Origin of the sequence: Streptosporangium sp. NPDC000509 (assembly GCF_042898365.1) — a bacterium.
Lineage (GTDB): Bacteria > Actinomycetota > Actinomycetes > Streptosporangiales > Streptosporangiaceae > Streptosporangium.
This window is the reverse complement of the sequence record NZ_JBIAYX010000019.1, coordinates 166220-186723: the sequence shown is the minus strand read 5'-3', so window position 1 is coordinate 186723 and position 20504 is coordinate 166220. Positions and strand designations below refer to the sequence as shown.

General features: G+C 67.5%; 24 protein-coding genes and 4 pseudogenes. 14 read left to right on the top strand and 14 right to left on the bottom strand.

The features are described from left to right. The first annotated feature begins 361 nt into the window (after nt 1-361). The 4 genes from ACFY3D_RS31730 to ACFY3D_RS31715 all read left to right on the top strand — a co-directional run bounded on the left by ACFY3D_RS31730 (nt 362) and on the right by ACFY3D_RS31715 (nt 2184). Nucleotides 362-514 (top strand): hypothetical protein, encoded by a 153-nt coding sequence (locus ACFY3D_RS31730; protein ID WP_389986236.1) that lies wholly within the window; start codon nt 362-364, stop codon nt 512-514. A 1-nt stretch (nt 515) separates the two neighbouring features. Then, nucleotides 516-677: an FCD domain-containing protein gene (locus ACFY3D_RS31725; protein WP_389986233.1), complete on the top strand. Its 162-nt coding sequence runs from the start codon at nt 516-518 to the stop codon at nt 675-677. A gap of 96 nt (nt 678-773) precedes the next feature. Beyond that, nucleotides 774-1343 carry a DJ-1/PfpI family protein gene (locus tag ACFY3D_RS31720; protein WP_389986230.1) on the top strand — a complete coding sequence of 190 codons (570 nt, stop codon included), beginning with the start codon at nt 774-776 and terminating at the stop codon, nt 1341-1343. 19 nt (nt 1344-1362) lie between these two features. Then, nucleotides 1363-2184: an alpha/beta fold hydrolase gene (locus ACFY3D_RS31715; RefSeq protein ID WP_389986228.1), complete on the top strand. Its 822-nt coding sequence runs from the start codon at nt 1363-1365 to the stop codon at nt 2182-2184. Nucleotides 2185-2516: 332 nt separating this feature from the next. On the opposite strand, the gene ACFY3D_RS31710 is transcribed toward ACFY3D_RS31715, so the two are convergent. Then, nucleotides 2517-3242 carry an SDR family oxidoreductase gene (locus ACFY3D_RS31710; protein ID WP_389986225.1) on the bottom strand — a complete coding sequence of 242 codons (726 nt, stop codon included), beginning with the start codon at nt 3240-3242 and terminating at the stop codon, nt 2517-2519. Between the two features lie 105 nt (nt 3243-3347). Here ACFY3D_RS31710 and ACFY3D_RS31705 point away from each other — a divergent pair, with 105 nt between their 5' ends. After that, nucleotides 3348-4187, top strand: a complete 840-nt coding sequence (locus ACFY3D_RS31705; protein ID WP_389986222.1) for a LysR family transcriptional regulator — start codon at nt 3348-3350, stop codon at nt 4185-4187. Between the two features lie 200 nt (nt 4188-4387). Then, nucleotides 4388-5068: a polymer-forming cytoskeletal protein gene (locus ACFY3D_RS31700; protein WP_389986219.1), complete on the top strand. Its 681-nt coding sequence runs from the start codon at nt 4388-4390 to the stop codon at nt 5066-5068. A gap of 136 nt (nt 5069-5204) precedes the next feature. Here the strand turns inward: ACFY3D_RS31700 and ACFY3D_RS31695 are convergent, their stop codons facing one another. Then, nucleotides 5205-5573, bottom strand: coding sequence for a hypothetical protein (locus tag ACFY3D_RS31695; protein WP_389986216.1), 369 nt, complete (start codon nt 5571-5573; stop codon nt 5205-5207). Here ACFY3D_RS31695 and ACFY3D_RS31690 point away from each other — a divergent pair. Further along, nucleotides 5457-5781, top strand: a pseudogene (locus tag ACFY3D_RS31690) (Tn3 family transposase); the annotation flags it as partial. The gene ACFY3D_RS31695 and the pseudogene ACFY3D_RS31690 sit on opposite strands and share 117 nt — an antisense overlap. A 26-nt stretch (nt 5782-5807) precedes the next feature. On the opposite strand, the gene ACFY3D_RS31685 reads toward ACFY3D_RS31690, so the two are convergent. Beyond that, the gene (locus ACFY3D_RS31685) at nt 5808-6569 is read right to left on the bottom strand and encodes an SDR family NAD(P)-dependent oxidoreductase (RefSeq protein ID WP_389986213.1); all 762 of its coding nucleotides are present in this window, start codon (nt 6567-6569) and stop codon (nt 5808-5810) included. 89 nt (nt 6570-6658) lie between these two features. Between ACFY3D_RS31685 and ACFY3D_RS31680 the strand changes: the two are divergent. Next, nucleotides 6659-7276 (top strand): annotated as a pseudogene (locus ACFY3D_RS31680) (TetR/AcrR family transcriptional regulator); the annotation flags it as partial. A gap of 132 nt (nt 7277-7408) precedes the next feature. Here the strand turns inward: ACFY3D_RS31680 and ACFY3D_RS31675 are convergent. From ACFY3D_RS31675 to ACFY3D_RS31650, 6 genes and pseudogenes are all read right to left on the bottom strand, one after another. After that, nucleotides 7409-7600, bottom strand: a pseudogene (locus ACFY3D_RS31675) (hypothetical protein); the annotation flags it as partial. 327 nt (nt 7601-7927) lie between these two features. Beyond that, nucleotides 7928-8107 carry a hypothetical protein gene (locus ACFY3D_RS31670; RefSeq protein WP_389986210.1) on the bottom strand — a complete coding sequence of 60 codons (180 nt, stop codon included), beginning with the start codon at nt 8105-8107 and terminating at the stop codon, nt 7928-7930. Between the two features lie 5 nt (nt 8108-8112). Continuing rightward, a complete protein-coding gene (locus ACFY3D_RS31665) occupies nt 8113-8343 on the bottom strand; it encodes a hypothetical protein (protein WP_389986208.1) in 231 nt (76 codons plus the stop codon). A gap of 39 nt (nt 8344-8382) precedes the next feature. Beyond that, nucleotides 8383-8785, bottom strand: a pseudogene (locus ACFY3D_RS31660) (DUF4158 domain-containing protein). Nucleotides 8786-9113: 328 nt separating this feature from the next. Next, nucleotides 9114-10214 (bottom strand): hypothetical protein, encoded by a 1101-nt coding sequence (locus tag ACFY3D_RS31655; RefSeq protein ID WP_389986205.1) that lies wholly within the window; start codon nt 10212-10214, stop codon nt 9114-9116. Nucleotides 10215-10773: 559 nt separating this feature from the next. Beyond that, the gene (locus tag ACFY3D_RS31650) at nt 10774-11091 is read right to left on the bottom strand and encodes a helix-turn-helix transcriptional regulator (protein ID WP_389986203.1); all 318 of its coding nucleotides are present in this window, start codon (nt 11089-11091) and stop codon (nt 10774-10776) included. A gap of 34 nt (nt 11092-11125) precedes the next feature. On the opposite strand from ACFY3D_RS31650, the gene ACFY3D_RS31645 reads away from it, so the two are divergent. Together ACFY3D_RS31645 and ACFY3D_RS31640 are read left to right on the top strand one after the other, a co-directional pair. Beyond that, the gene (locus tag ACFY3D_RS31645) at nt 11126-11764 is read left to right on the top strand and encodes a lipid asymmetry maintenance protein MlaB (RefSeq protein WP_389986200.1); all 639 of its coding nucleotides are present in this window, start codon (nt 11126-11128) and stop codon (nt 11762-11764) included. A gap of 382 nt (nt 11765-12146) precedes the next feature. Beyond that, nucleotides 12147-12605, top strand: a complete 459-nt coding sequence (locus tag ACFY3D_RS31640; RefSeq protein WP_389986197.1) for an STAS domain-containing protein — start codon at nt 12147-12149, stop codon at nt 12603-12605. A 453-nt stretch (nt 12606-13058) separates the two neighbouring features. Here ACFY3D_RS31640 and ACFY3D_RS31635 read toward each other — a convergent pair whose 3' ends face one another. The 3 genes from ACFY3D_RS31635 to ACFY3D_RS31625 form a co-directional block, all read right to left on the bottom strand. Next, nucleotides 13059-13379, bottom strand: coding sequence for a hypothetical protein (locus tag ACFY3D_RS31635; protein ID WP_389986194.1), 321 nt, complete (start codon nt 13377-13379; stop codon nt 13059-13061). 340 nt (nt 13380-13719) lie between these two features. Next, complete coding sequence (locus ACFY3D_RS31630; RefSeq protein WP_389986191.1) at nt 13720-14172, bottom strand: hypothetical protein; 453 nt, start codon at nt 14170-14172, stop codon at nt 13720-13722. Next, nucleotides 14169-14855 carry a TetR/AcrR family transcriptional regulator gene (locus tag ACFY3D_RS31625; protein ID WP_389986188.1) on the bottom strand — a complete coding sequence of 229 codons (687 nt, stop codon included), beginning with the start codon at nt 14853-14855 and terminating at the stop codon, nt 14169-14171. The genes ACFY3D_RS31630 and ACFY3D_RS31625 overlap by 4 nt, the downstream gene beginning before the upstream one ends. 94 nt (nt 14856-14949) lie before the next feature. On the opposite strand from ACFY3D_RS31625, the gene ACFY3D_RS31620 reads away from it, so the two are divergent. Genes ACFY3D_RS31620 through ACFY3D_RS31610 form a run of 3 tightly spaced genes read left to right on the top strand, consistent with a single transcriptional unit; the run spans nt 14950 to nt 18327 of the window. Beyond that, nucleotides 14950-16179, top strand: coding sequence for an amidohydrolase family protein (locus ACFY3D_RS31620; RefSeq protein ID WP_389986185.1), 1230 nt, complete (start codon nt 14950-14952; stop codon nt 16177-16179). Beyond that, nucleotides 16176-17030, top strand: coding sequence for an alpha/beta hydrolase (locus ACFY3D_RS31615; protein ID WP_389986182.1), 855 nt, complete (start codon nt 16176-16178; stop codon nt 17028-17030). The genes ACFY3D_RS31620 and ACFY3D_RS31615 overlap by 4 nt, the downstream gene beginning before the upstream one ends. Next, complete coding sequence (locus ACFY3D_RS31610; protein WP_389986179.1) at nt 17020-18327, top strand: NAD(P)/FAD-dependent oxidoreductase; 1308 nt, start codon at nt 17020-17022, stop codon at nt 18325-18327. The genes ACFY3D_RS31615 and ACFY3D_RS31610 overlap by 11 nt, the downstream gene beginning before the upstream one ends. A gap of 524 nt (nt 18328-18851) precedes the next feature. Here the strand turns inward: ACFY3D_RS31610 and ACFY3D_RS31605 are convergent. Further along, a complete protein-coding gene (locus ACFY3D_RS31605; RefSeq protein WP_350949921.1) occupies nt 18852-19325 on the bottom strand; it encodes a nuclear transport factor 2 family protein in 474 nt (157 codons plus the stop codon). Nucleotides 19326-19456: 131 nt separating this feature from the next. Between ACFY3D_RS31605 and ACFY3D_RS31600 the strand changes: the two genes are divergently transcribed. Next, complete coding sequence (locus ACFY3D_RS31600) at nt 19457-20011, top strand: TetR/AcrR family transcriptional regulator (RefSeq protein WP_389986175.1); 555 nt, start codon at nt 19457-19459, stop codon at nt 20009-20011. Here the strand turns inward: ACFY3D_RS31600 and ACFY3D_RS31595 are convergent. After that, nucleotides 19900-20457: a recombinase family protein gene (locus ACFY3D_RS31595; RefSeq protein ID WP_389986172.1), complete on the bottom strand. Its 558-nt coding sequence runs from the start codon at nt 20455-20457 to the stop codon at nt 19900-19902. The two genes, ACFY3D_RS31600 and ACFY3D_RS31595, sit on opposite strands and share 112 nt — an antisense overlap. Between the last annotated feature and the right edge of the window lie 47 nt (nt 20458-20504).

The window sequence follows — 20504 nt, the reverse complement described above, 5'->3', positions numbered from 1 at the left end:
GACCCATCCTTCGAAGGGAGGGGAGGAAGATGACGGTGACCCTTGGTCGAATTGCCGGGCTGTCGCGGGCGCCGCCCCGCAGACCGGCCTCACGAGTACGCCACGCCGTACTGGGTCCTTCAGTCAGTCGAGAAGTCCTTCGGTCCTTGTGTGGCCCGGTGGCGAACCGAGCAGGACGTCGAGCATGCTCAGGGGAGCTTCAGGTGGTCGAAGTAGGGCGCTGGCGGGCGGTTCCGCGATGGTGCAGGATGACTAGCATCCGTCACCTTTCCTATACGATCCGAGTGGTCGTCGCCATCCAGCAGCGTTACGACCGATGTCAACAGGTTCGCGAAGACGCTAGAAGGGACCTCACGTCACGATGGACGACGAAGCGGTGATCGCGCGGCGCCGCGGGGCCATGACGGGTGGAACGCCGCCGGGAAGATCTCGCGGCCGGCTTGCCGACGAGGTGTACGACACGCCGCTCGGACAGCTGGAGGACTTCCCGAAACTCGGCTATTGCGTATGTTGATGTGACGGCCGGTGACCACGAAGAGGTTCTGGCCGCGATCGCCGCGCGTGACCCCGACGCCGCCGCCTACGCCATGCGTCGGCACATCCTGCTGCCCGGCGAGCGGTTCCGGCGATTGTTCGACGAGGCCCAGGATGCGGACGGAATGGCGGCAAAGGCTTGACGGGCGGGCCGGGCCGAGGAATGCTAACCCAACCGGAGCGGATCGGATCGGATCGGATTGGATCCATCTCACCCGCCCAGATGCGAGGAGAAGCAGGTGCCCAGAGCGCTGCTCCTGACCGGCGACGCCGCCGAGGAGCTCGACACCATGTATCCCTACTACCGTGTGCAGGAGGGGGGCTGGGACGTTGACGTCTCGTCACGCACCATGCGTGACGTTCAGCTGGTCATCCACGAGTTCGACCCCAACTCCGACGCCTACGTGGAGAAGAACGGCCGAAAGCTGCCGGTCGACGTGCCCTGGGCCGACGTCGACGTCGAGCGCTATGACGCCCTCATCATTCCCGGGGGACGTGCTCCCGAGTGGATCCGGGTCGACGCCGACGTCAGGCGCATCACCGAGCACTTCTTCGCGCGTAACCTCCCGATCGCGCTGGTGTGCCACGGCGCGCAGGTGCCGGCCGTGTACGGGCTGCTGAAGGGGCGAAAGACGGCGTGTTTCCCTCCCATCACCGGTGACATGGAGAACGCGGGCGCGACGGTCATCGACGCTCCCGACGTCGTGGACGGCAACCTCGTCTCCTGCCGCGGCTGGCCCGACATGCCGCAGTTCGGCCGGGCGATGATGGACGTCTTCTCGAAGTCCGTCAACTCCGCATCCGCATGAGCACACCTGGCCGGTCTCGGTGACGGCACTTCGGACTGTCGCCGTCGACGGCTCTCCCGTCCACGTCCTGGAGAGCGGCACCGGGCCCGCGGTGCTGATGCTGCACGGCTCCGGACCCGGTACGACCGGATCCGGAGCCTGGGCGACGACGGCCCAGGCGCTGGGCACGTCCTGGCGCCTGGTGGCTCCTGACCAGGCGGGGTTCGGCCGTACCCCGATGCCGGCGGGCTCCAGGGGTGGGCTCCGGCTGTGGACGGAGCAGGCCGCGGGCCTGATGGATGCTCTCGGTGTCGAGCACTACGCCGTGGTGGGCCACTCCATGGGCGGCGCCGTGGCGCTGGCGTTGGCGGCCGCGCGTCCCCGGCAGGTCACCCGTGTCGTGGCGGTCTCGACGATGGGCGCCCCCGGGGCGCCGCTGTCGGCCGACCTCGACGCGCTCTGGGCCGCCCCCGCCGGCCTGCTCGGGGCACGAGACATGTTGAGTCGCCTCGTCCTCGACCAAGCGCTCGTGACCGAGTCGGCCGTCGCCGCCCGTGCGGCCGCGATGCGAGAGGGGGCGGCCGCATTCGCGTCGTTGTTCCCTCCGCCTCGGGCACGTTGGGCCGACGATCTCACCCTCTCGGCGCAGACGCTGGCAGGGATCCGCGCGCCCGTGTTGCTCGTCCACGGCGCCGAGGACCGAGTCACCCCGCTCGAGACGGCAGCCCTGCCCCTGCTCGAACACCTGGCCGATGTCCGTCTGCATGTGTTCGGCCGATGCGGGCACGTGCCGGCGCTCGAGCACCCGCACGACTTCAGGCGACTCCTGTCGTGCTTCCTCGGCCGGGAACGAGGTCACTGATCGCTGCGACAGGTCCGCAGCCCGTGCCTACCTACGGCTCCTGGATGAACTGGACGAGTCCGAGTTCGCCGCGCTGCGCTACTTCGCACTAAACGGCACAGACCACTGCACGCACGACGAGCAGAACGCCGCTATCGCCGCCTACATCCGCTGGCACAACGCCCGCGCCGAGCCGAAGACCCGCTTCGCACCCGAGTCAGCCATCCGGCAGTGGACCGAATACCCGGCCAAGGCTGCGGAGCAGAGCTCAACGACAGCGATCTTCGCGGGGTGTACGTGGGGTTGAGGGGCGGCCGTGGTCTGATCGATGAGGAACGCATCCGAAGGTTAGGTCACCAGGGTACGACCCCGTTGTCGTCGAACAGCTGGCCGGTCGGGCCGTCGTCGGGCAGGGTCGCCAGCCGGATGGCGATCGCCGCGCCCTGCTCGGGGGTCTGGGTCCCGCTGAATCCGTTGAGGTCGGTGGCCACGTAACCGGGGCAGGCGTTGTTGATCAGGATGTTGGTGCCGCTCAGCTCCTTGGCGTACTGGATGGTGACGGCGTTGAGGTAGGTTTTCGTCGGCGCGTAGGCCCCGCTGATCCCCCCGAGGTCGACGCCGGGCGCGGTCTGCAGTGTCAGAGAGCCGACGTGGCTGGACTGGTTGACGATCCGCGGGTGCTTCGAGCGGCGCAGCAACGGCAGCATCGCGTTGGTGACCCTGATGACGCCGATGACGTTGGTCTCCACCAGTCGCCGCACGGTCTCGAGGTCGATGGTCGTGGGTTCCTCCGGCCGGCCGCCGGCAACGCCGGCGTTGTTGACCAGTACGTCGAGCCGTCCTGCCCGCTCCTCGATCAGTTGGACTGCGGCGGTCACGCTTTCGCCGTCGGTCACGTCCAGGGGTACGCCGAATGCGTCGGCACCAACCGCGCGCAACTTGGCCACGGCGTCCTCCCGGCGCTGCTCGTCCCGGGCGCCGACACCGACACTCCAGCCGCGCGCACCCAGCCCGGCCGCGATCTCATATCCGATTCCCTTGTTCGCGCCAGTGACCAGCGCGATCGCCTTCTCGCTCATGACAACGAGCATGCCCGCGCTGCAGCCGGGCACCAACACCATCTCGGTAGTGCAGCAATACCCGAGCGATATCGATCTGGCGTCTGCCGTCATTAGCCTGGGCTCATGGAAATACGCGAGCTGCGGTACTTCGTCGCCGTCGCCGAGGAACTGCACTTCGGCAAGGCTGCCCAGCGCCTCGGGATAGCCCAGCCACCCCTGTCCCGCACGATCATCCAGCTCGAACGGCGGCTCGGAATCGCACTGCTGGAACGCAACAGCCGCAAGGTCACACTCACCGAGGCCGGAGGCGTGCTGCTGGCCGAAGGGCGCGCGATCCTCAGCGCAGTGACCGCAGCTGAGCGGCGTACCCAACGGGCCGCGGCAGCACACCCCAGCCTCGTCCTCGCCGTCAAATCCGGCACCGCTGGCGAACTGCTGACGAAACTGCTCGACACCTACGCTGCGGAACCCGGCGCAGCCACCGTCGATCTGCTGCTCTGCGAGGCACACCAGCACCGGCAACTGCTGCAGGACGGGCAAGCCGACGTGGCTCTGCTGCACCTGCCCTTCGACTCAGCAGCCGGGCTCGACACCGAAACCCTGTACACCGAGGGACAGGTCGCGGTCCTGCCGGCCTCACACCCGCTCGCCAGCCGCTCCCAGGTCCGGATGGCCGACGTCACCACACTGCCAAAGCTCCCGATAGCCCGCTGGCCCGGTCCCGGCGGCAGCTACCCAGAAGGGCCGGGCGCAGAGGTACGGAACCTGACACAGCTCTTCCAGCTGATCGCGCTCGGCCGTACCACTGTGGTCATTCCCGAGTCAGCCAGCGCCGACCTGCGCCGGGACCTCGCCGCCGTGCCAGTCCTGGACGCTCCGCCCGTGACAACGGTGATCGCCTGGCCGCCGCACAGCCGCCTTCGTGCAGTTGCTGACCTGATCCGCGTTGCAACACGTCTTTGAACTCGGATTAGGAGGGCGGCCACCCAACGACAGCCTCGATCAAGCAACTGAAGCGCTCCGGGGTCAGTGGAGACCAGAGCCTCCATCAGACCTGGAGCGATTCACCTCTCGATCGTTGGGGCGGCCGCAGCAATGTACGTGCCACATCCAACGTCGGTTTCGAGACGGCACGACTGCGTTTCATTGCTATGGTCGCGCGCATGCGATCGAATTACCTCGCCTGGGACGATGCGGTGGACCTGTTCGAGCAGCGCGGGCTGCCGAAGGAGACCTACGAGAACCTGTACGAGGAGGAGTACATCCTGGTTCCGGGGCCGGCAGCGGTGACCGGCGAACTCCCCCTCGACGAGCACGAGCGGACGCCGTGGCGGGAGGGCACGCCCGAGGCGGCAACCGGGTACATCGTGGACGGCGACCTGGTCGTCGACGGGAACATCACCGATGTGGACGACGGGGCCGCCGCTCTGATCGTCCTCGGGAACCTGCGGGCGCGGAACATCTACCTGGCCGGTGACGCGAAGCTGGTCGTACGCGGCCACGTGACGGCCGAGACCTTCGTCGGCGACATGACCGACAAGCTGGTGATGATCCATGGGGACCTGCGCACCACCGTCTCGCTCTTCTGGAACGAGTTCTGCCCTGACCTGGTCGCCGGCACCCTCCACGGCAGGACCCTCGCGCCGGCCTACCTCGACCTGTCCACCGCCTCCATCGGCGCCCTGGTCGACCCGGCACCCGAGGTCCCGCTCAGCCGCCTCCTCGTACCCGAACTGCTGGTCACCGGCGCCCCCGGCCCCGACGACCTCCCCGAGCTCGGCATCCGCGGCGACGCCCTGCGCGACCGCCTGCTGGCCGGTCTCCCCCTCGCCGTGACCTCCTGATCCGCGTCGTCGGCGGCTGCCCGCAGCGTGCCTTACTTGTCTGAAAAGATCATCTCGCTTTGACCTGCGGGAAGAGGCTGAAAACCCCAGATAACGATCGGTGTCTCCCCCTGCGAGCTGCGCAGGTAAGGCGGCTTTACTGGGTCAGCTCGTTCAACACGCTCACTGGATGACGCTCCCTTGCCCCCACCCCACCCGCCGTCACCGGTGCGGCTGTGGCTGGGCTGATCTGGATGCCGGCTTCCTTCAGCCATGCCTTCAGGGTGAAGGTCTCCACCTTCAGGTTCTCGGCGGCTTGGCGGATCGTCAGGCCGCCTGAGAGTGACGTCTGGGCGATCTCGATGACGCGGGTGCGTTCGCGGCGCCGGTCTTCCTCGGTGGCTAGGTCCTGGTAACCAACCAGGTCCGCGCCTACGACCTGCTGCGCATGTTCGGAGGCGAAGGGCGCCCGAACCCGCTCGGGGCGGCGTTCGCCGAGTACGGGCGGATCGCCAAGACCGAACACCTGCTACGTGTGGTCGACCCGGTCGACGACATACCGCCGGCAGATGAACCGCCAGCTCACCGTGCAGGAATCCCGCCATAAGCTCGCCCGCGACGTGTGCCACGGCAAGCGCGGCACCATCCACCAGGCATACCGCGACGGGATGGAGGACCAGCTCGGCGCACTCGGCCTGGTCCTCAATGCCATCGTGCTTTGGACCACCCGCTACATCGACCGCCGTCGCCCACCTGATCGTCAGAGGAGTACGCCGCCGGAGACCTCGATACGCTGGGCAGTGACCCAGCGCAGGCTCTCGGAGGCCAGCGCGGCGATGGCGTCGCCGATCTCTTCGGGTTCGCCGACGCGGCCGAGCGCGGTCTGCTGGGCAAGGCCCTGGCGCATCTCGGCATCGTCCCGCATGGCTCCGCCGTTGAAGTCGGTGGCGGTCGGCCCTGGAGCGATGGAGTTGACCCGGATGCCGCGGGGGCCGAGCTCTGCGGCCAACGTGCGGCTCAAGATCTCAACGGCGGCCTTGGAGGCGGAGTAGACCGAGGTCGCGGGACTGGTGTGCCGGGTCAGTGACGACGAGACGTTGATGATGCTGGCGCTTGGCGCCAGCAGCGGCAGAAGCGACTGAATGAGGAAGAACGTGCCTCGGACGTTCGTATCGAACACCGTGTCGAAGTCGTCGGGCGTGACAGCTTCCAGCGGGCCGAAGACGCCAACCCCTGCATTGTTGACCACGATGTCGAGCCGCGAAGCGTCGCCGTAGCGCTCCAGCAGTTTGCTCAGCTCGGAAACAAAGGTTCCGAAAGAGGAGACATCACTGATGTCGAGGCGCAGCACAGCGGCAGCCCCGCCCGCGGCCTGTACCTGCTGCGCCGTCTCCTCGGCGCCGTCCGCATCACCGCGATGGGTGACAACGACACGTACCCCGCGCCTCGCGAGGGCGAGAGCGGCGCTCCGCCCCAGGCCACGGTTGGCGCCGGTCACCAGAGCGATCCTGTCGACTGCCATCAAGAACTCCTTCATCACATGGCACCCGAAGGACAGGAGGCGCCACAGATTAGAGGCGAGTCGTTCGACTCGCCTTTCTTTCGCACCATATGCCGACCAAAAGAGGCGAGTCAAGTGACTCGCCTCGCATGTCAGGGCATACTGTATACATGGCAGCAGAGCTCTCCGCGCACCACCGCCGACTCGCCCGACAAAAGCGCGAGGCGATCATCTCCGCAGCCACGGAGCTGTTCCTGAACCGCGGCTACGACGGCGTCTCCCTCGCCCGTATCGCCGAGGCGGCGGCAGTCTCAAAGTCCACCCTTTTCAAGCAGTTCCCCACCAAGGCGGCTCTCTTCGAGGCCATCGTCACCGAGTCCTGGCAACGTGACGCCAGCGACACCGTCGTACAACCTCAGGCCGGGGACCTGCGCTCCGGGCTGACGTCCATTGGTCACCGCTACGCTGATCTGATTGGCCGGCCCGGCATGACAGCCCTGTTCCGCATCGTCATCGCCGAACTGCCCCGTTTCCCCGAACTGGGAAGGATGCAGTTCCAGCTCGGCAAACTGCCCTACTTCGCCTCCGTCCAGCACTACCTGGAATCCGAGCACGAGGCCGGCAACGCCGACGTTCCCGATGCCGAGAGCGCCGCCAACCAGTTCCTCGGCATGATCGCTAACTTCGTCCTGTGGCCTCGCATGCTGCTGACCGACTGGGATCCTGCAGCCCCTGACACTCGCTACGCCGTCGAGCAAGCCGTACAGACCATGCTCGCCCGCTACTCCTGGCAGGGTGACCAGCCAGGGGCCGACGTCCTCGACGCTGATGACGCCCGCCACGGCATCCCAGGCGAGCAAGCGTTCGTGCCGGCTGGCCGGCCGGAACCGGCAGCGACTGCGGGCGGTCTCGGTGACCAGCTCGTCGACGGCGTCGAACAGCCGCTGGGGGTGCAGGGGGCGCAGCCGGTGCCAGACGACGGTGGAGATCTCCCCGGTCTGCGCGTCGCAGGGCAGCTGGGCGGTCGCGGGGGCGACGCGGGCTCCGAGCATCCCGAAGTCGATGTCCGCGCCGGTGACTGACGGCAGGGCCGAGTCCAGGACGCCGGCCGGAGTGGTGGGAGCCAGATGTCCTCCTCGTCCGGGACGCCTGGAGCAGTCCGATGAGTCCGAGGATCACCAGCACCGCTCCGGCGCCGATCAGGAATGACCGGAAGCCGGGTTTGACGTAGTTGAGGTAGGTCGTGGAGAACGCCGAGATCCGCAGCACGGCGCAGCCCAGCAGGGTCAGGACGAGGTTCTGGGTCACACGATTCATCGAGGGGCGCGGATTTCTTCCGCCGTCACGGGGCGCGAGGGAGGCAGGGCGGGGGAGGGGCGTCAAAGCAGCAGCCACCTGAAGAGGGTGCTCACCAGGATGGCGAGGGCGAAGGTCACCGGGACGAACCTGACCGCGAAGGCCCTGTCGAATGTGCCGGCCTGCAGCACGATCAGTTTCAGGTCAACCATCGGCCCGACCACCAGGAAGGCCAGCTTCGCGGTGGGGGAGAACGCGGTCATCGAGGTTAGTGGGGCAGCGCCCTGGTCCAGAACGACGCCGGGACGAACGCGGTGATCGCCGCCGACAGCGCCACCCCGAAGATCAGAAACGGCAGCGCCTGCACACAGATCGCTACAAAGATCGTGGCCCACGTCTGCCGCGCGGGCGCCGTCAGATACGGCGCGAGCACGAACCGGCCCACCACCAGCAGGACCACGACGAGCGCGAACCCCCACGGCAGGGCGCCGCCCGCCAAACCTGTACGTCCCCAGGAATCGGGGGTCCGGGCTCTCGTCTAGAAATCTACATTGTAAAGGCGCTCAGTAATTTTCAAAATCAAAAACACAAACGTCAAAAACCACTTCGACAACATCCGGCCCTCCCGCGACTCTCGATCGTCGAAGTCGTGAAAGCCGTAGGTATCCCGGATCATCCACGCGTGCTCATAAATCGTCTTCGGCCGCTCCCCGTACCGTTTCACCTGCGACGGGGCCTCGATGCTCAACTGTTCGGCACAGGTAATCCACCACCGGCCACGGCACCTCCAGGAGGTCCTCCAAGAACAAACCCTTGTACTGGACCGTCCCGACCTGGACCGCTACGCCAAGGCGATGTGAATCCTGGCGCGAGCGCGCGATCACTTCCCGGTCGAAGGCGTCGAGGAAGAAGAACTTCTCCATGTCCGGCAGCGACGGCATCTCACTGAACCTCGCGTACACCGACCTCTGCTCATCAGACAGAAACTCCGCAGGCATGACCGACGACCGTAAGCACACCACCTAGCGCCCGGTAACAACCGGAAACACGCCACAAATCCAGATCTTGAACGGAAATGATCAACCGCAGGATGACCTGCCGAAGCATCCAGCCAAGTTACCCATGGGTACCGCCAACGGCTGTCCGCAGGTTCCTCAACCCCCGGGGGGCGCTCAGTGGCCGCCACCGACGGGGTGCTTCCGGCCGCCGGTGATCACCTGGGAGGCTTTCGGCGGCGTTTCCTGCTGCCGAGGATGTTTCGTGCGCTCGTCAGACGTCTTTGGCGAGTCCGGTGATGGCTTCAGTCCCGTCGTCCCAGCGCCAGCGCGTGTAGTGGCCGCGCAGGTGGACGCCGCCGATCCAGCGGTCGAGGCCGTTGAGCGTGACGTGGTCGGCCTCGCCTGCGAGTACCCGTGCCCCGGTGTCGGTCAGGCGCAGGCGGGTGGCGTGGTCGACTCGATGACCCGCCTGCGTGGCGTTGAGGAGCGGGATCGGTGCGCGAGCCATTCGGTCGATCATCGCGAAGTACCAGATGTCTCCGAGGTACGGGCGTGTTTCCCGCGCTGCCGCGCGGGCGAACGCGGTCCCGGCGTCGGGCGCGCCGTCGGCAACAGCGGCGAGCACCCGTCGTTCGGCCAGCGACAGCCCGTCGCGGGTGGCCGGGTACTCCCGGCTGAGCCGGTCGAACGCCTCGCCAAGGAACCGCAGCTCGGCCGAGCGGCTTGCGGCGATGGCGCCGAGGCCGTCGGGCGTCGGCGCGCGGAAAGCGGCCCAGGCGCGGGTGGCGAGCCGCAGCGCGGCCGGGGTCAGCCGGGCACACGCCTTTGTCGCGGGCAGCTCGCGCAGCTGTTCGGCGGTCAGCTGGCCGAGGCCGCCGAAGCGGGCAATGCCGGGGTGTTCGCCGATGCAGATCAAGATGATGCGCTGCGCGGGCACGTCGAGGTCGGCGAGGCGGGCGAGGATCTGGATGATCTGCAACTGGTCGTACAGGTCGGCCTCGAACCACAGCACGTACTCGCCGTCTCGATTGGCTTCCAGGGTGCGGTCACGTTCGGCGAACATCGCTGCGGCCTCACCGCGCTCATCCGCGCCCGCCTCGATGAGGAAGGCGGCTCTGATACGGCGGAGCTCCTCGATCCCCACCGCGGGCACTGGGCCATCGTGCAGGACGTCGCGCCAGAACAGCACACGCCGGGCGAGCCCGGTTCCCGGCAGGTCCGTGGTGTCGCCGTTGCTGACATGCAACGCCGTGATCATCTGGTCATCGGCCGGCCGCCCGGCGAGGAGCTGGCTGCGGGCGGCCGCGTACGACTCGCCGGTCTTGGCCATTCGAGCGCGCACGCGCCGTTTGAAGTCGGGCTGCTTCGTCATGGTCATCTCCCGCGCGGCTCATCCGCAGATCCCCCAGCGACCGGTGCGGCGGACGCGCGATCGACAACGAAGCTCCGGCCGAGAGGTGGACCTCCCTTTGCCTCCGTGAGTAACCCGGCTGGGGCGGGTCGCTGGAGGTTCGGCGCGGACGGACGCCGTCCCGTCAAGATATCCCGCCTCGACGTGAACGGTCGCCAACCGGGCCTGGACGGCGCCAGGTCGGGTGCTCCGCGAACTCCACTCACCACGGAGTTCGGCATGGGCGTCGTCTGTGATCTATGTTAAGGCCATGAACTTCGTGAGACGGAGTTTGTGTACCTTCTTAGTTCAGGTCGGCCGCGCTGATCACCGTCAGGACCTCGTCCGCTCCCGCAACGGTCAGCACCGGCAAGGTCAGGCGTCTCTGTCCGGGGACTGTGCGGGCTCACCGGGGTTTGCCGGGGGTGCGCATCCAGTAGTGTCGCCTGGCCGGGCGCCTGTAGTGTGGCCTTCTGCTGCGTGTGGCGGCCGTCGGAGGTCTCATGTCGCCAGCTGTTATGCCCTCGGCATCAACGTTGACCTACACGGGGGTCTGGTCGTGGCGGGCGAAGATGTCCAGCAGCACGCCGACGGGCACATCTGCCTCGGTGGGGTAGCGGAAACGCCGGTCGGGGTTAATCGTGTAGTGGTTGCGGCGGCCCACTTTGGAGCGGGTTAGATAGCCCGCCTGGTGCAGGTCGGTCACGATGCCCTGCGCTGCGCGCTCGGTGATGCCGATGACGGCCGCGATGTCGCGCAACCGCGCCTGCGGGTCACGGGCGATCTCCAGCAGGACCCGGGCGTGGTGGGTCAGGAAGGTCCACGAGGACGAAGGCTGATCGGGACTGTCTTCGGCCACGTCATATCCTCTCGCGTCGCCAGAGCAGATCGCCATGGAACGAAAAGGTTACAGGTATCAGAACGAGAAGAAGTATACCGGAAACATCTTTCATGTATCTTCTTTCCCGCATAGGGTGGAGACGCCCGGCTTCGTCGGCGTGTATCAGGCAAGCGAGGGGATCGATCACATGGATGTCGTGCAGCACCGGTCCGCACCGGCCGGCGCCCGCGCCCGGCAACACCGGCTGCCGGTCTCCTTGGCCGCCGGCCCGCGACGGACGCCCGACAGTGGAGCCGTGACCGTCCAGGAGCAGGTTGCCGGCGAGCGCTGGGTCGAGGCCGTGCTCTACCTCGATCGCATGCTGCGCATCACCTACAGCCTGGCCTCGCCCGGAGGCGCGGTCCACTTGATCGGCGAACTCGACGTCACCAACACCCGGGCGGTCGCCCGGACCCTGGCACAGGCCCGGGATGTCGAGGACACCCTCACCATCGACGTCGGCCAGTTGGACTTCGTCGACCTCGCGGGGCTGCGCATGCTGACCGGCCTGTGCTACGACGGCGTGGCCCACCTGATCAACGTGCCGCCCGGTATGCGCCGCCTGCTGAGCCTGCTGGATCATGCGGACGTCCTCGGCGAGTACGTCCGCATGACGGCACCCGGTCGGCGCGTCGAGGCGGCTTGCGCCTGACCTCCACGCCCAGCCTTCGGGCCACAACCGGCCACGCGGACCTGAGAAAGGTCTTCTGAGAGACGGTTTCGGGATGTCCACGACCTGTGTGAAAGCTCCACCGGCACCCGCCTGCGGTTGCGATGTCAGCCCGCGCGATGCCAAACGATCACGGCCTGGGCCGGGGCTTTCCGGCCGTTCTCACGGCCCGCACCTCCAGCGGGCCTTCGCGGCCGTTCGGCGAGTTCGGCGCGGCCCTGCTCGGTCCCAGCCGCTCACCGCGACCGTGCACACCGGGGTGTTCGCCGCCCTCCACCTCGTGCGTGCGAAATGAACGTCGCAGGCAACCACCAGAACAATGAGAGCCTGTTGGCGCAGCGCGCGACCGTGAAGGGGTGGCGTCGTGCCGGGTGATCGAGAACCGCCGCAGGTACAAAGCTGGCGGCTGGGGCCGGTGCGGGTGCTCCGCCTGATCGGGGAGCTGGACGCGGTGACGGTCCCGGATGTGGCGGTGGCGCTGGAGAAGGCGCTGCTCGCCTTCGAGGACCTGCGGCTGGTCGTCGACCTCACCCAGGTGACCTTCATCGCCTCGGCCGGGGTGGGCGCCCTGGTGCGGATCCGCCAGGAGGTCCAGCGGCGCGGCGGGCGCTTGATCGTGATCCTGGCCCCGCAGGGGCGTGCGCGTCGTCTGTTCGAACTGACCCGCATGGTGGACCACTTCGAAGTTCGCCGGACGCTGCCCGAGGCGGTGCACGCCCTGCGACAGCACGGGCCGCGCCCCCTTCTGGCCGATAAGATCAGGGCGGATCCGGAGCCGACACCACCGCCGATACCGATTCCCCGAGGCCCTACCGGTGTGTGACACTGCGAGAACTGTTCCCCCACCCCCTGGCGGCCGGCCTGGGCGTTCGCGGTGAGCGGGACGGCCTCGGCCTTCCTCCCCCGGAACATGGCGAGCATCACCGCCCCGGTGCTGGCGCGGCGGTTCCCCGTCGCGGCGTGACGACTCGCGTTCCAGAGACGCCGGTCGGGTCGCCGGTGCCGCCGCTCCCGCCTCCGCCGGGGCTGGTACTGCCGGTGGCAGGGGCCTGTAGCGCCGGAGCCGGCGGTGTACGTGACAGCGGCGCGCACTTCGTCGGGCGCGCCGCCTCGGTCGTCGGCGGAACCGGAACACCGACCGGACACGGCGCGATACCGCTCCTGACGGCTGATCACGTATGTGTTCGGTCACCTGGCGGAGGTGCCGGTGTCACGGCGATGACACTTGATCCACACGCGAGCCCCGTCCGCCTCCTCGGAGATCGGTGGGGCCTGTTCAGCTTTCGGACTTTAAGATGGTCACGCCTCTGATCGCCCCGCCGCCGGGAGGCCTGACGCTGGAGGTGGCGCCGACGGGGGCTTTCTGCCCCGCCTCCGAGCCACAGTAGTTGACCCATGGGTTGACGAAGCAGTAAGACACAAGGATCTGGTGGTAGCCGGTACCGGTGGAACAGTAGGAGTTGATGGACCCGTCGCTCTCGTAGGAGATCGAACAGGAGTCGGGCAGAGCATGGGCGGGCGTGGCCACGCCGGTGACGACGGCGGCGGCGATGAGAGCGCCGCCGGAGAGGGTGGCGGCGGCACGTCTTACTTTCACGCGCTGGCTCCTTCCACGAGGTTGACACCTCGTACTGTTAGGAAAGTTTCCTTATCGGGGAACTTAGCTGGCGTGATCGGCATGTCAAGATGCCTGCCCGGTCCGTCGTTCTCTCCGCAGTTGCCCGGTATGCGGTGACACTCACGGATGCCAGGCGCCAAGATCCTTAAGCTAATGACCGGCCCTTGATGAGCGAAGGCTTCTCACGAGCGGGAGCCGAGGACAGTGCCCGCCCATCAGGTCGTATCGGGGAACAGGGCCTGAAGCACTCCCGGCGCGCCACGCATCCGCCTCCCGTCGGAACTGCTCATGCGGATCGGCCAGTTGCCCGCCGACCTTGTCACCGTCCAGCAGCAGTGACAGCGACCACGCCGACAGATACCGGCTGATCGAGGGTGGCGGTGATGTCACTGGTCACCGGCCCGCCATGGGCCACAGCGTTGCGGGAACGGCGCAGCCGTGCTTGTGCCACCTCCCAGCGGGCGGCGACGCCGTCGGCCCAGCCGGCCAGCGCCGCCGGCTGGCCACCGCAGCGCGCGGAGGCGCCGTCGACATCGCCGGTGGCGACGAGCCGGACGGCGGTGAGCTCGTCGGTGTACCATCGGCGGCGTGTGGCCGGATCCCCGTAGCGCTCCCACGGCGTCGGCTCAGCGGTGACCTCGGAGACCTGGGCGGGCTTGGTGGCTTGGGTGGGCTTCTCGATCGGCTCGGCCGGTGTCTCCTGCTCGACGGCCACGTCGGCGCGCTGGGCGTCGGCGAGGGTTTTGTGGACGACGCCGACGGAGACCTTCACTCCGGCGGCGATGGTGCGGATGGATTCGCCGCGCTCGCGGCGGGAGAGGATGGCGGCGCGTTTGTCGTCGTCGACCACGGGGCGTCGGCCGCCGACCCGGCCGCGGCGGAGGCCGCGTTGCCGGGGAGCATGCGCAGGATCAAGTCGACGGCGTTCTCCGAGTGGACTCCTGGAGTCAGGACTTCCTGTAAGAGCAGGCCGCGGATCGCGGCAACGGCGACGGTGGCCATGGTCAGCGCTTCCCCGGTGTCGTGCCCTTCGCGTTCCGCGAGTGAGGCCAGCATTTTGGTCAGGTCGTCGAGCGAGTCGATGAACTCACGGAAGTCCTCCGGCCTGTACGCGGCCAGTCCTACGACGTGGAAGAAGCCGCGGACACGCGACAACTGCTCCGGGCGGGTGTAGGTCCGCCAGATCGCCACGACGAAGTTGGCAAAGGTGCCCTGCTGGGCGGCCGCGAAAAGGGCCTCGTTGTCACGAGATCGCTGTGCCTTGAGCATGGCCGCCAGGACGCCCGGGAGTGACCCGAAGTGGTATCGCAGGAGGGCGTGGCTGGTCTCGGTCCGGGCGGCGATCTCGCGGAGCGACACCTCCGGTGAGGGAAGGGCCTCGCCGAAAGCGTCGAGGAGCCGGGCCAGGAGGCGCTCGCGTGCGTCGCCTTTGCGTTCCGTAGTTGACAGGATCACCCCTACAGTTTATCCATTGGAAAAGATTGCTGGCGGCGCCGTGTTGCTTCGTACATGGTCGCAGTTCAGCTCGCGACGGCGGAGGAAACGACTCGTGGGACGATTGCAGGTGGTCGGCGCGGCGGTCGCCGACGGAACGGGGCACGACCCCATAGACGTCGACGTCACCGTCGAAGACGGGCGGATCACCCAGCTCGGGGCCTCCAGCAACGAACCCGGCGAGCGGCTCGACGCCGGGGGACTGACGATGACGCCCGGCCTGATCGACGCGCACGTTCACCTGGGCCTGTCGAGCCCGATCCAGCCGCAGTTCTCGTTCCAGATCAGTGCCGCCGAGATCGCGGCGGACATCTTCGCCACGGCCGGCGCAGCGCTCGACGCCGGCTTCACGACCGTCCGAGACACCGGCGGGATCGACGGCGGCGTCGTCACCACGATCGCGAAGGGCAAGGTCAGGGGACCGCGCGTCCTGTCGTGCGGACCTGTGCAGTGCCAGATCGGTGGGCACGGCTACTACGGTGCCGACTGGGAACCCACCGAGCTGTGGAGCGGCCATCACCTTCCGGGTCTGTGCGCCCTGTCCATGATGTCGGGCAACGCGGACGAGCTGCGAGGCAACGTCCGTGAGGCCTTCCGCCGCGGAGCCTCCTTCCTGAAGCTCTGTGTGACCGGGGGAGTGGTCAGCGCTCACGACCGGCTGACCGACACCCAGTTCACCGTGGAGGAGATCGCCGTCGCTGTGCAGGAAGCCGCGGCACGGGGCACTTACGTGACGGTTCACGCCCACAACAACGAGGGCATTCGGAACGCGGTCGAGGCCGGGGCGCGCTGTGTCGAGCACGGCACCGACCTCGATGAGGCCACGGCCACCTTGATGGCCACGCGCGGGGTCGCTCTTGTGCCTACGTTCGCCATCGTCGAGCGACTGCTGCACGACCCCGCGGAAGCCGGCCTCGGCGAGTCGATCCGCGATCGTGTGCTAGGTGTCCGTGAGCGGATGACCGAGGCGCTCGCTGCCGCCAAGAAGGCCGGCGTGCGAATCGGGCTGGGTTCCGACCTCATCGGTCCGGCTCAGGACCGCCGAGGTGAAGAGCTCAAGTTGCGCGCGGAGCTGGAGACGCCGATGGAAGCTCTCGTGGCGGCCACGAAGACCAACGCCGAGATCCTCGGCCTGTCGGACCAGGTGGGGGTCATCGCTCCCGGCATGCAGGCAGACCTTGTGCTCTGGAACGGCAACCCGCTCGAAGATCCGAAGCTCTTCGCCGACCCCGCCAACGCCGTCCTCGTCGTCCAGGCCGGACGCGTGGTGAAGGACCTGCGATGAGCGCCATGTGGCAGGGCTGCCTCGCCGACACCGACTACTTCGAGCTGCGTTCCAGCGGTGGGTACGACTACGGCGTCTGGGTCACCACGCCACCGGGCTACGACCCCGCCACGACGCCGGCGCCCGCGGTGTACGTGCTCGACGGCAATTGGGCCGTGGGCATGACGGCTCCGCTCATCGTCACCCAGCTGGACCCCATGCAGCAGATCCAGCCCTATATCCAGGTCAGCGTCGGTTACGCGGGCGAGGAAGCACAGCACTGGGCACGGCTGCGCAACAGAGACCTCGTGCCACCCGGCGAGCCCATCGCCCAGGAGTTCATCGATGCCGTGGAGAAGGGGTTCCAAGCGGGTGCGATGACGCGCGAGGAAGCCGACGCCTACCTCGCCGAGTTGAGCGACACCCACGCCGATACGTTCCTGAGCTTCCTCACCGCGGAACTGCACCCGCGGATCGAACGCGACTACGGCACAGCCGCGAGCGGTCACGGCCTTTACGGCTACTCCTACGGCGGACTTTTCAGCCTCTACACCTGGCTCTCCGGCAGCACGCTCTTCGAGAGCGTCGGAGCGGGCAGCCCCGGCGTCGTCAGTACGGACAGTCAGGTCTTCGCCCAGCTCGAAGAGATGGGGGACAGCCAGCGTGCGGCCAGGCTGCACGTGACCTTCAACGTCCGAGAGCTTCTCGGCGACTTGGCCGTCTACCAGAGCGTCACGAAGAACACGGCCACCCTCCTGCACCGCCTCACCTCACGCAGCGGAGCCGTCACCAGCGCGATCCTGGACGAGACGCACGTGACCGGCCTGCAGGCCTCGTTCCTCAGTTATCTCAGGACCTGCCGTGCCCGGTAAGCGCACGGATGTCGTGGTGATCGGGTCGGGGGTGATCGGCGCGTCGGTCGCCTTGGAACTCGCCCGCCGTGGCTGGCAGGTGACGGTGGTCGACAAGGCCGGGGGAGCCGGCCACGGCTCCACGAGTGCGTCCAGCGCGGTGGTGCGGTTCAACTTCTCCACCGCCGCGGGCGTCGCCGCCGCCTGGGAGGCGCACTTCGGCTGGAGGTCGTGGGCGGAGCACCTTGGCCGCGATGTCGGGCCGTTGGCTCGGTACGTACGGTGCGGGATGGCGATGCTGGACGTGGACGTGGCTCCTCGGTCGGTGTACCTGCCGTTGTTCCAGAACGCGGGTATCCCGTTCGAGGAGTGGACGAGTGCGGACCTGTCGGAGCGGATCCCGGGTATCGACGTCGGCAGGTACTGGCCACCGAAACGTATCGACGACGACGAGTTCTGGGCCGAGACCGAAACCACGCTGGGTGCCGTGTACACACCTGATGCGGGGTTCGTGAACGATCCGCAACTGGCGGCGCAGAATCTGGCCGCCGCCGCGCGGGCACACGGTGCCGAGTTCCGGTTCCATGCGTCGGTGCGCGGGATCGAACGGGCCCATGGCCGGGTCACCGCGGTGACACTCGCGGACGGAAGCAGGATCCCCTGCGGAGTGGTGGTCAACGCCGCAGGCCCATGGTCGACCCGCATCAACGAGTTGGCCTCGGTCGGATCCGACTTCACCGTGGGATCCCGGCCGTTACGGCAGGAGGTCGCGCACGTCGCGGCACCCGTGGGTTTCGGCGCCGACAACCGCGCCGGAATCTGTGTCGCGGACATGGACCTGGGTGTCTACCTGCGCGGTGAGGCCGGCGGGGGACTGCTGGTCGGTGGTACGGAACCGGAATGCGACCCGCTGCAGTGGGTGGACGACCCGGATGCCGTCACTGCGCATCCGACGACGGCGGTATTCGAGGCCCAGGTGACGAGGGCTGCGCGACGGCTACCGGCGTTGGAGATACCGAATCGGGCTCGCGGGGTCGTGGGAGTCTACGACGTCGCCGACGACTGGACGCCGATCTACGACCGTACGGAGCTGGACGGGTTCTACGTCGCCATGGGGACGAGCGGCAACCAGTTCAAGAACGCGCCGGTCGTCGGCAAGTTCCTCGCCGCGATCATCGAACAGACCGAGAACGGCGTAGATCACGACGAACGGCCGGTGCGATTCGTCGGCGAGCACACCGGCCTGGCCATAGACCTTTCGGCGTTCTCCCGCAAGCGTCCCCGCGGCACCGAGAACTCGGGCACAGTCCTGGGCTGATGCGCCTTCTTGGAGCGCGACAAGAACATTTAAAGACGCCGTAACAGGGCGACTCGGTAATATCCTCATCGTCTTGACACGCATTCGGACCATGCGTCGCCGCGCCACGGCGAACAGCAAACCGCGTCTCGTCATGCTGCGGATCGTCGATCGCTTACCCGGGCCGCACGATGGGAAGATCGATCGCCAGCCCTCCTCCCGCAACCCCGAATCATTCGCGGCTTTGACCACACCCGCGCTGGTGGCTCGGGTACCGGCCGGTCCGTTACCGTCGCATATACCTACCCGCTCGTGGACGAGAAGGGCGCTCCGGTCCGGTCCGGGCAGAGCTACCTAACGCTCATCAAAGGTGATCTGTTCGACCAGGCCACTCCAGAGAAGGCATGTGAGAGAAGCGAGAAGATTCGTGGCCAAGTGGGCGAACAGGTCTGCCTTGGCCGGAGGACATCCCGCTGAAAACGCGCAACGCCCGCGGCGAGGTCTCGCAGGGGCCACTCCCTTCGGTGGTTGCCGAGAAGGCGTCCTCAGAAGCCGAGATCGCTGAGGCCGGGGTGGTCGTCGGGACGGCGGCCCAGCGGCCAGAAGTACTTGCGCTCGGATTCGGCGATGGGGAGGGTGTTGATGGAGGCGTGGCGGGTGTGCATCAGGCCGTGCTCGTCGTATTCCCAGTTCTCGTTACCGTAGGAGCGGTACCAGTTCCCGGCGTCGTCGCGGTGCTCGTAGGCGAAGCGCACGGCGATGCGGTTGCCGTCGTAGGCCCACAGCTCCTTGATCAGCCGGTAGTCGAGCTCGGTGTTCCACTTGCGGGTCAGCAACGCGACGATCTCGTCTCGGCCCGTGGCGAACTCCGAGCGGTTGCGCCAGCGGGAGTCCACCGTGTAGCCCAGCGACACCTTCTGCGGGTCGCGGGTGTTCCACGCGTCCTCGGCCAACCGGACCTTCTCGATGGCCGTCTCCCGGGTGAACGGCGGCACCGGCGGGCGGGTCGTGTCAGCCATGTCGACTCAACTCCTTCGAACTCCGGGGACTCACCGCAGGTCCGGTGAGCTCTGGAAACATCGGAGAACACTCGTTCTCTCAACTACTTGCTAGAGTAGAGAACGTTGGTTCTCCGCGCAAGGGAGCACAGATGGTGGATCGGGAAGCGGCACGGGAACGGGTGCTCGACGCAGCCCAGGAGCTGTTCTACAGCCGGGGCATCCAGGCGGTCGGGATGGATGCGGTACGCAACGCCTCCGGGGTGTCTCTCAAGCGCCTCTACCAGCTGTTCCCCTCCAAGGAAGCGCTCGTGCTGGAATTCCTGCAGCAGCGGGATTCACGGTGGCAGCGGGCTCTCGCCGACTACGTCGAGGCGCAGCCGACGCCCGAGGAACGGATCGCCGCGGTGTTCGACTGGCTGCACAAGTGGTTCTGTGAGCCGGATTACCGCGGATGCGCCTTCATCAACTCCTTCGGCGAGCTGGGCGCGGTCTCGCCCGAGATCGCCGAGCAGGCCCAGCACCACAAGAGGGCCTTCCACGACTACCTCGCCCGGCTCGTGAAGGCATCTGGGCGGCCCGCCAAACTGGCCGATCAGCTCGCGCTCCTCGCCGAAGGAGCGATCACCACCGCAGCGATCTTCGGCACACCCGAAATCGCACACCAGGCACGAGACGCTGCATGCCTCCTGATGGCCCGTCCGTAGTTTCCAGACCAAAAACAACGATAAGCAGTTGATCTAGGCTCGTACCTGGGGTGATTGCCTCCAGGACTCGGGTCGCCGAAGGTCGCTTCACGATTTCCCGCAGTTTCGGTATGTGGGACGCGGGAGCAGAGAGCTGCTCGGCTACTTGAGCCGGTCGAGGGGGCGGCCCTGGATCCGGGCGGCCGGCTCGGGGTCGATTGGGTCGAGGACGCGGGCGGAACGGTCTCGCCGGCGGCGCGGCGGCGTAGCACGGTGTGCAGCATGTCGGCGGTGATGACGGCGGGCCGGCCGCCATGCTCACCTTTGCGGGCGGCGGCGTCGAGGCCTTCGAGGGTGCCTTCGCGGATGTTGTCGCGTTCGGTCTCGGCGAGGGCAGCGAAGAACGCGAACAGGATCCGGCCTGGGCCGGTGGGGTCGTAGATGCCGGGCAGGGGTCCGGCGAGCATCTCCAGGACCAGGTACGAGGTCGCGACGACCCCGGATCGCGACCGAC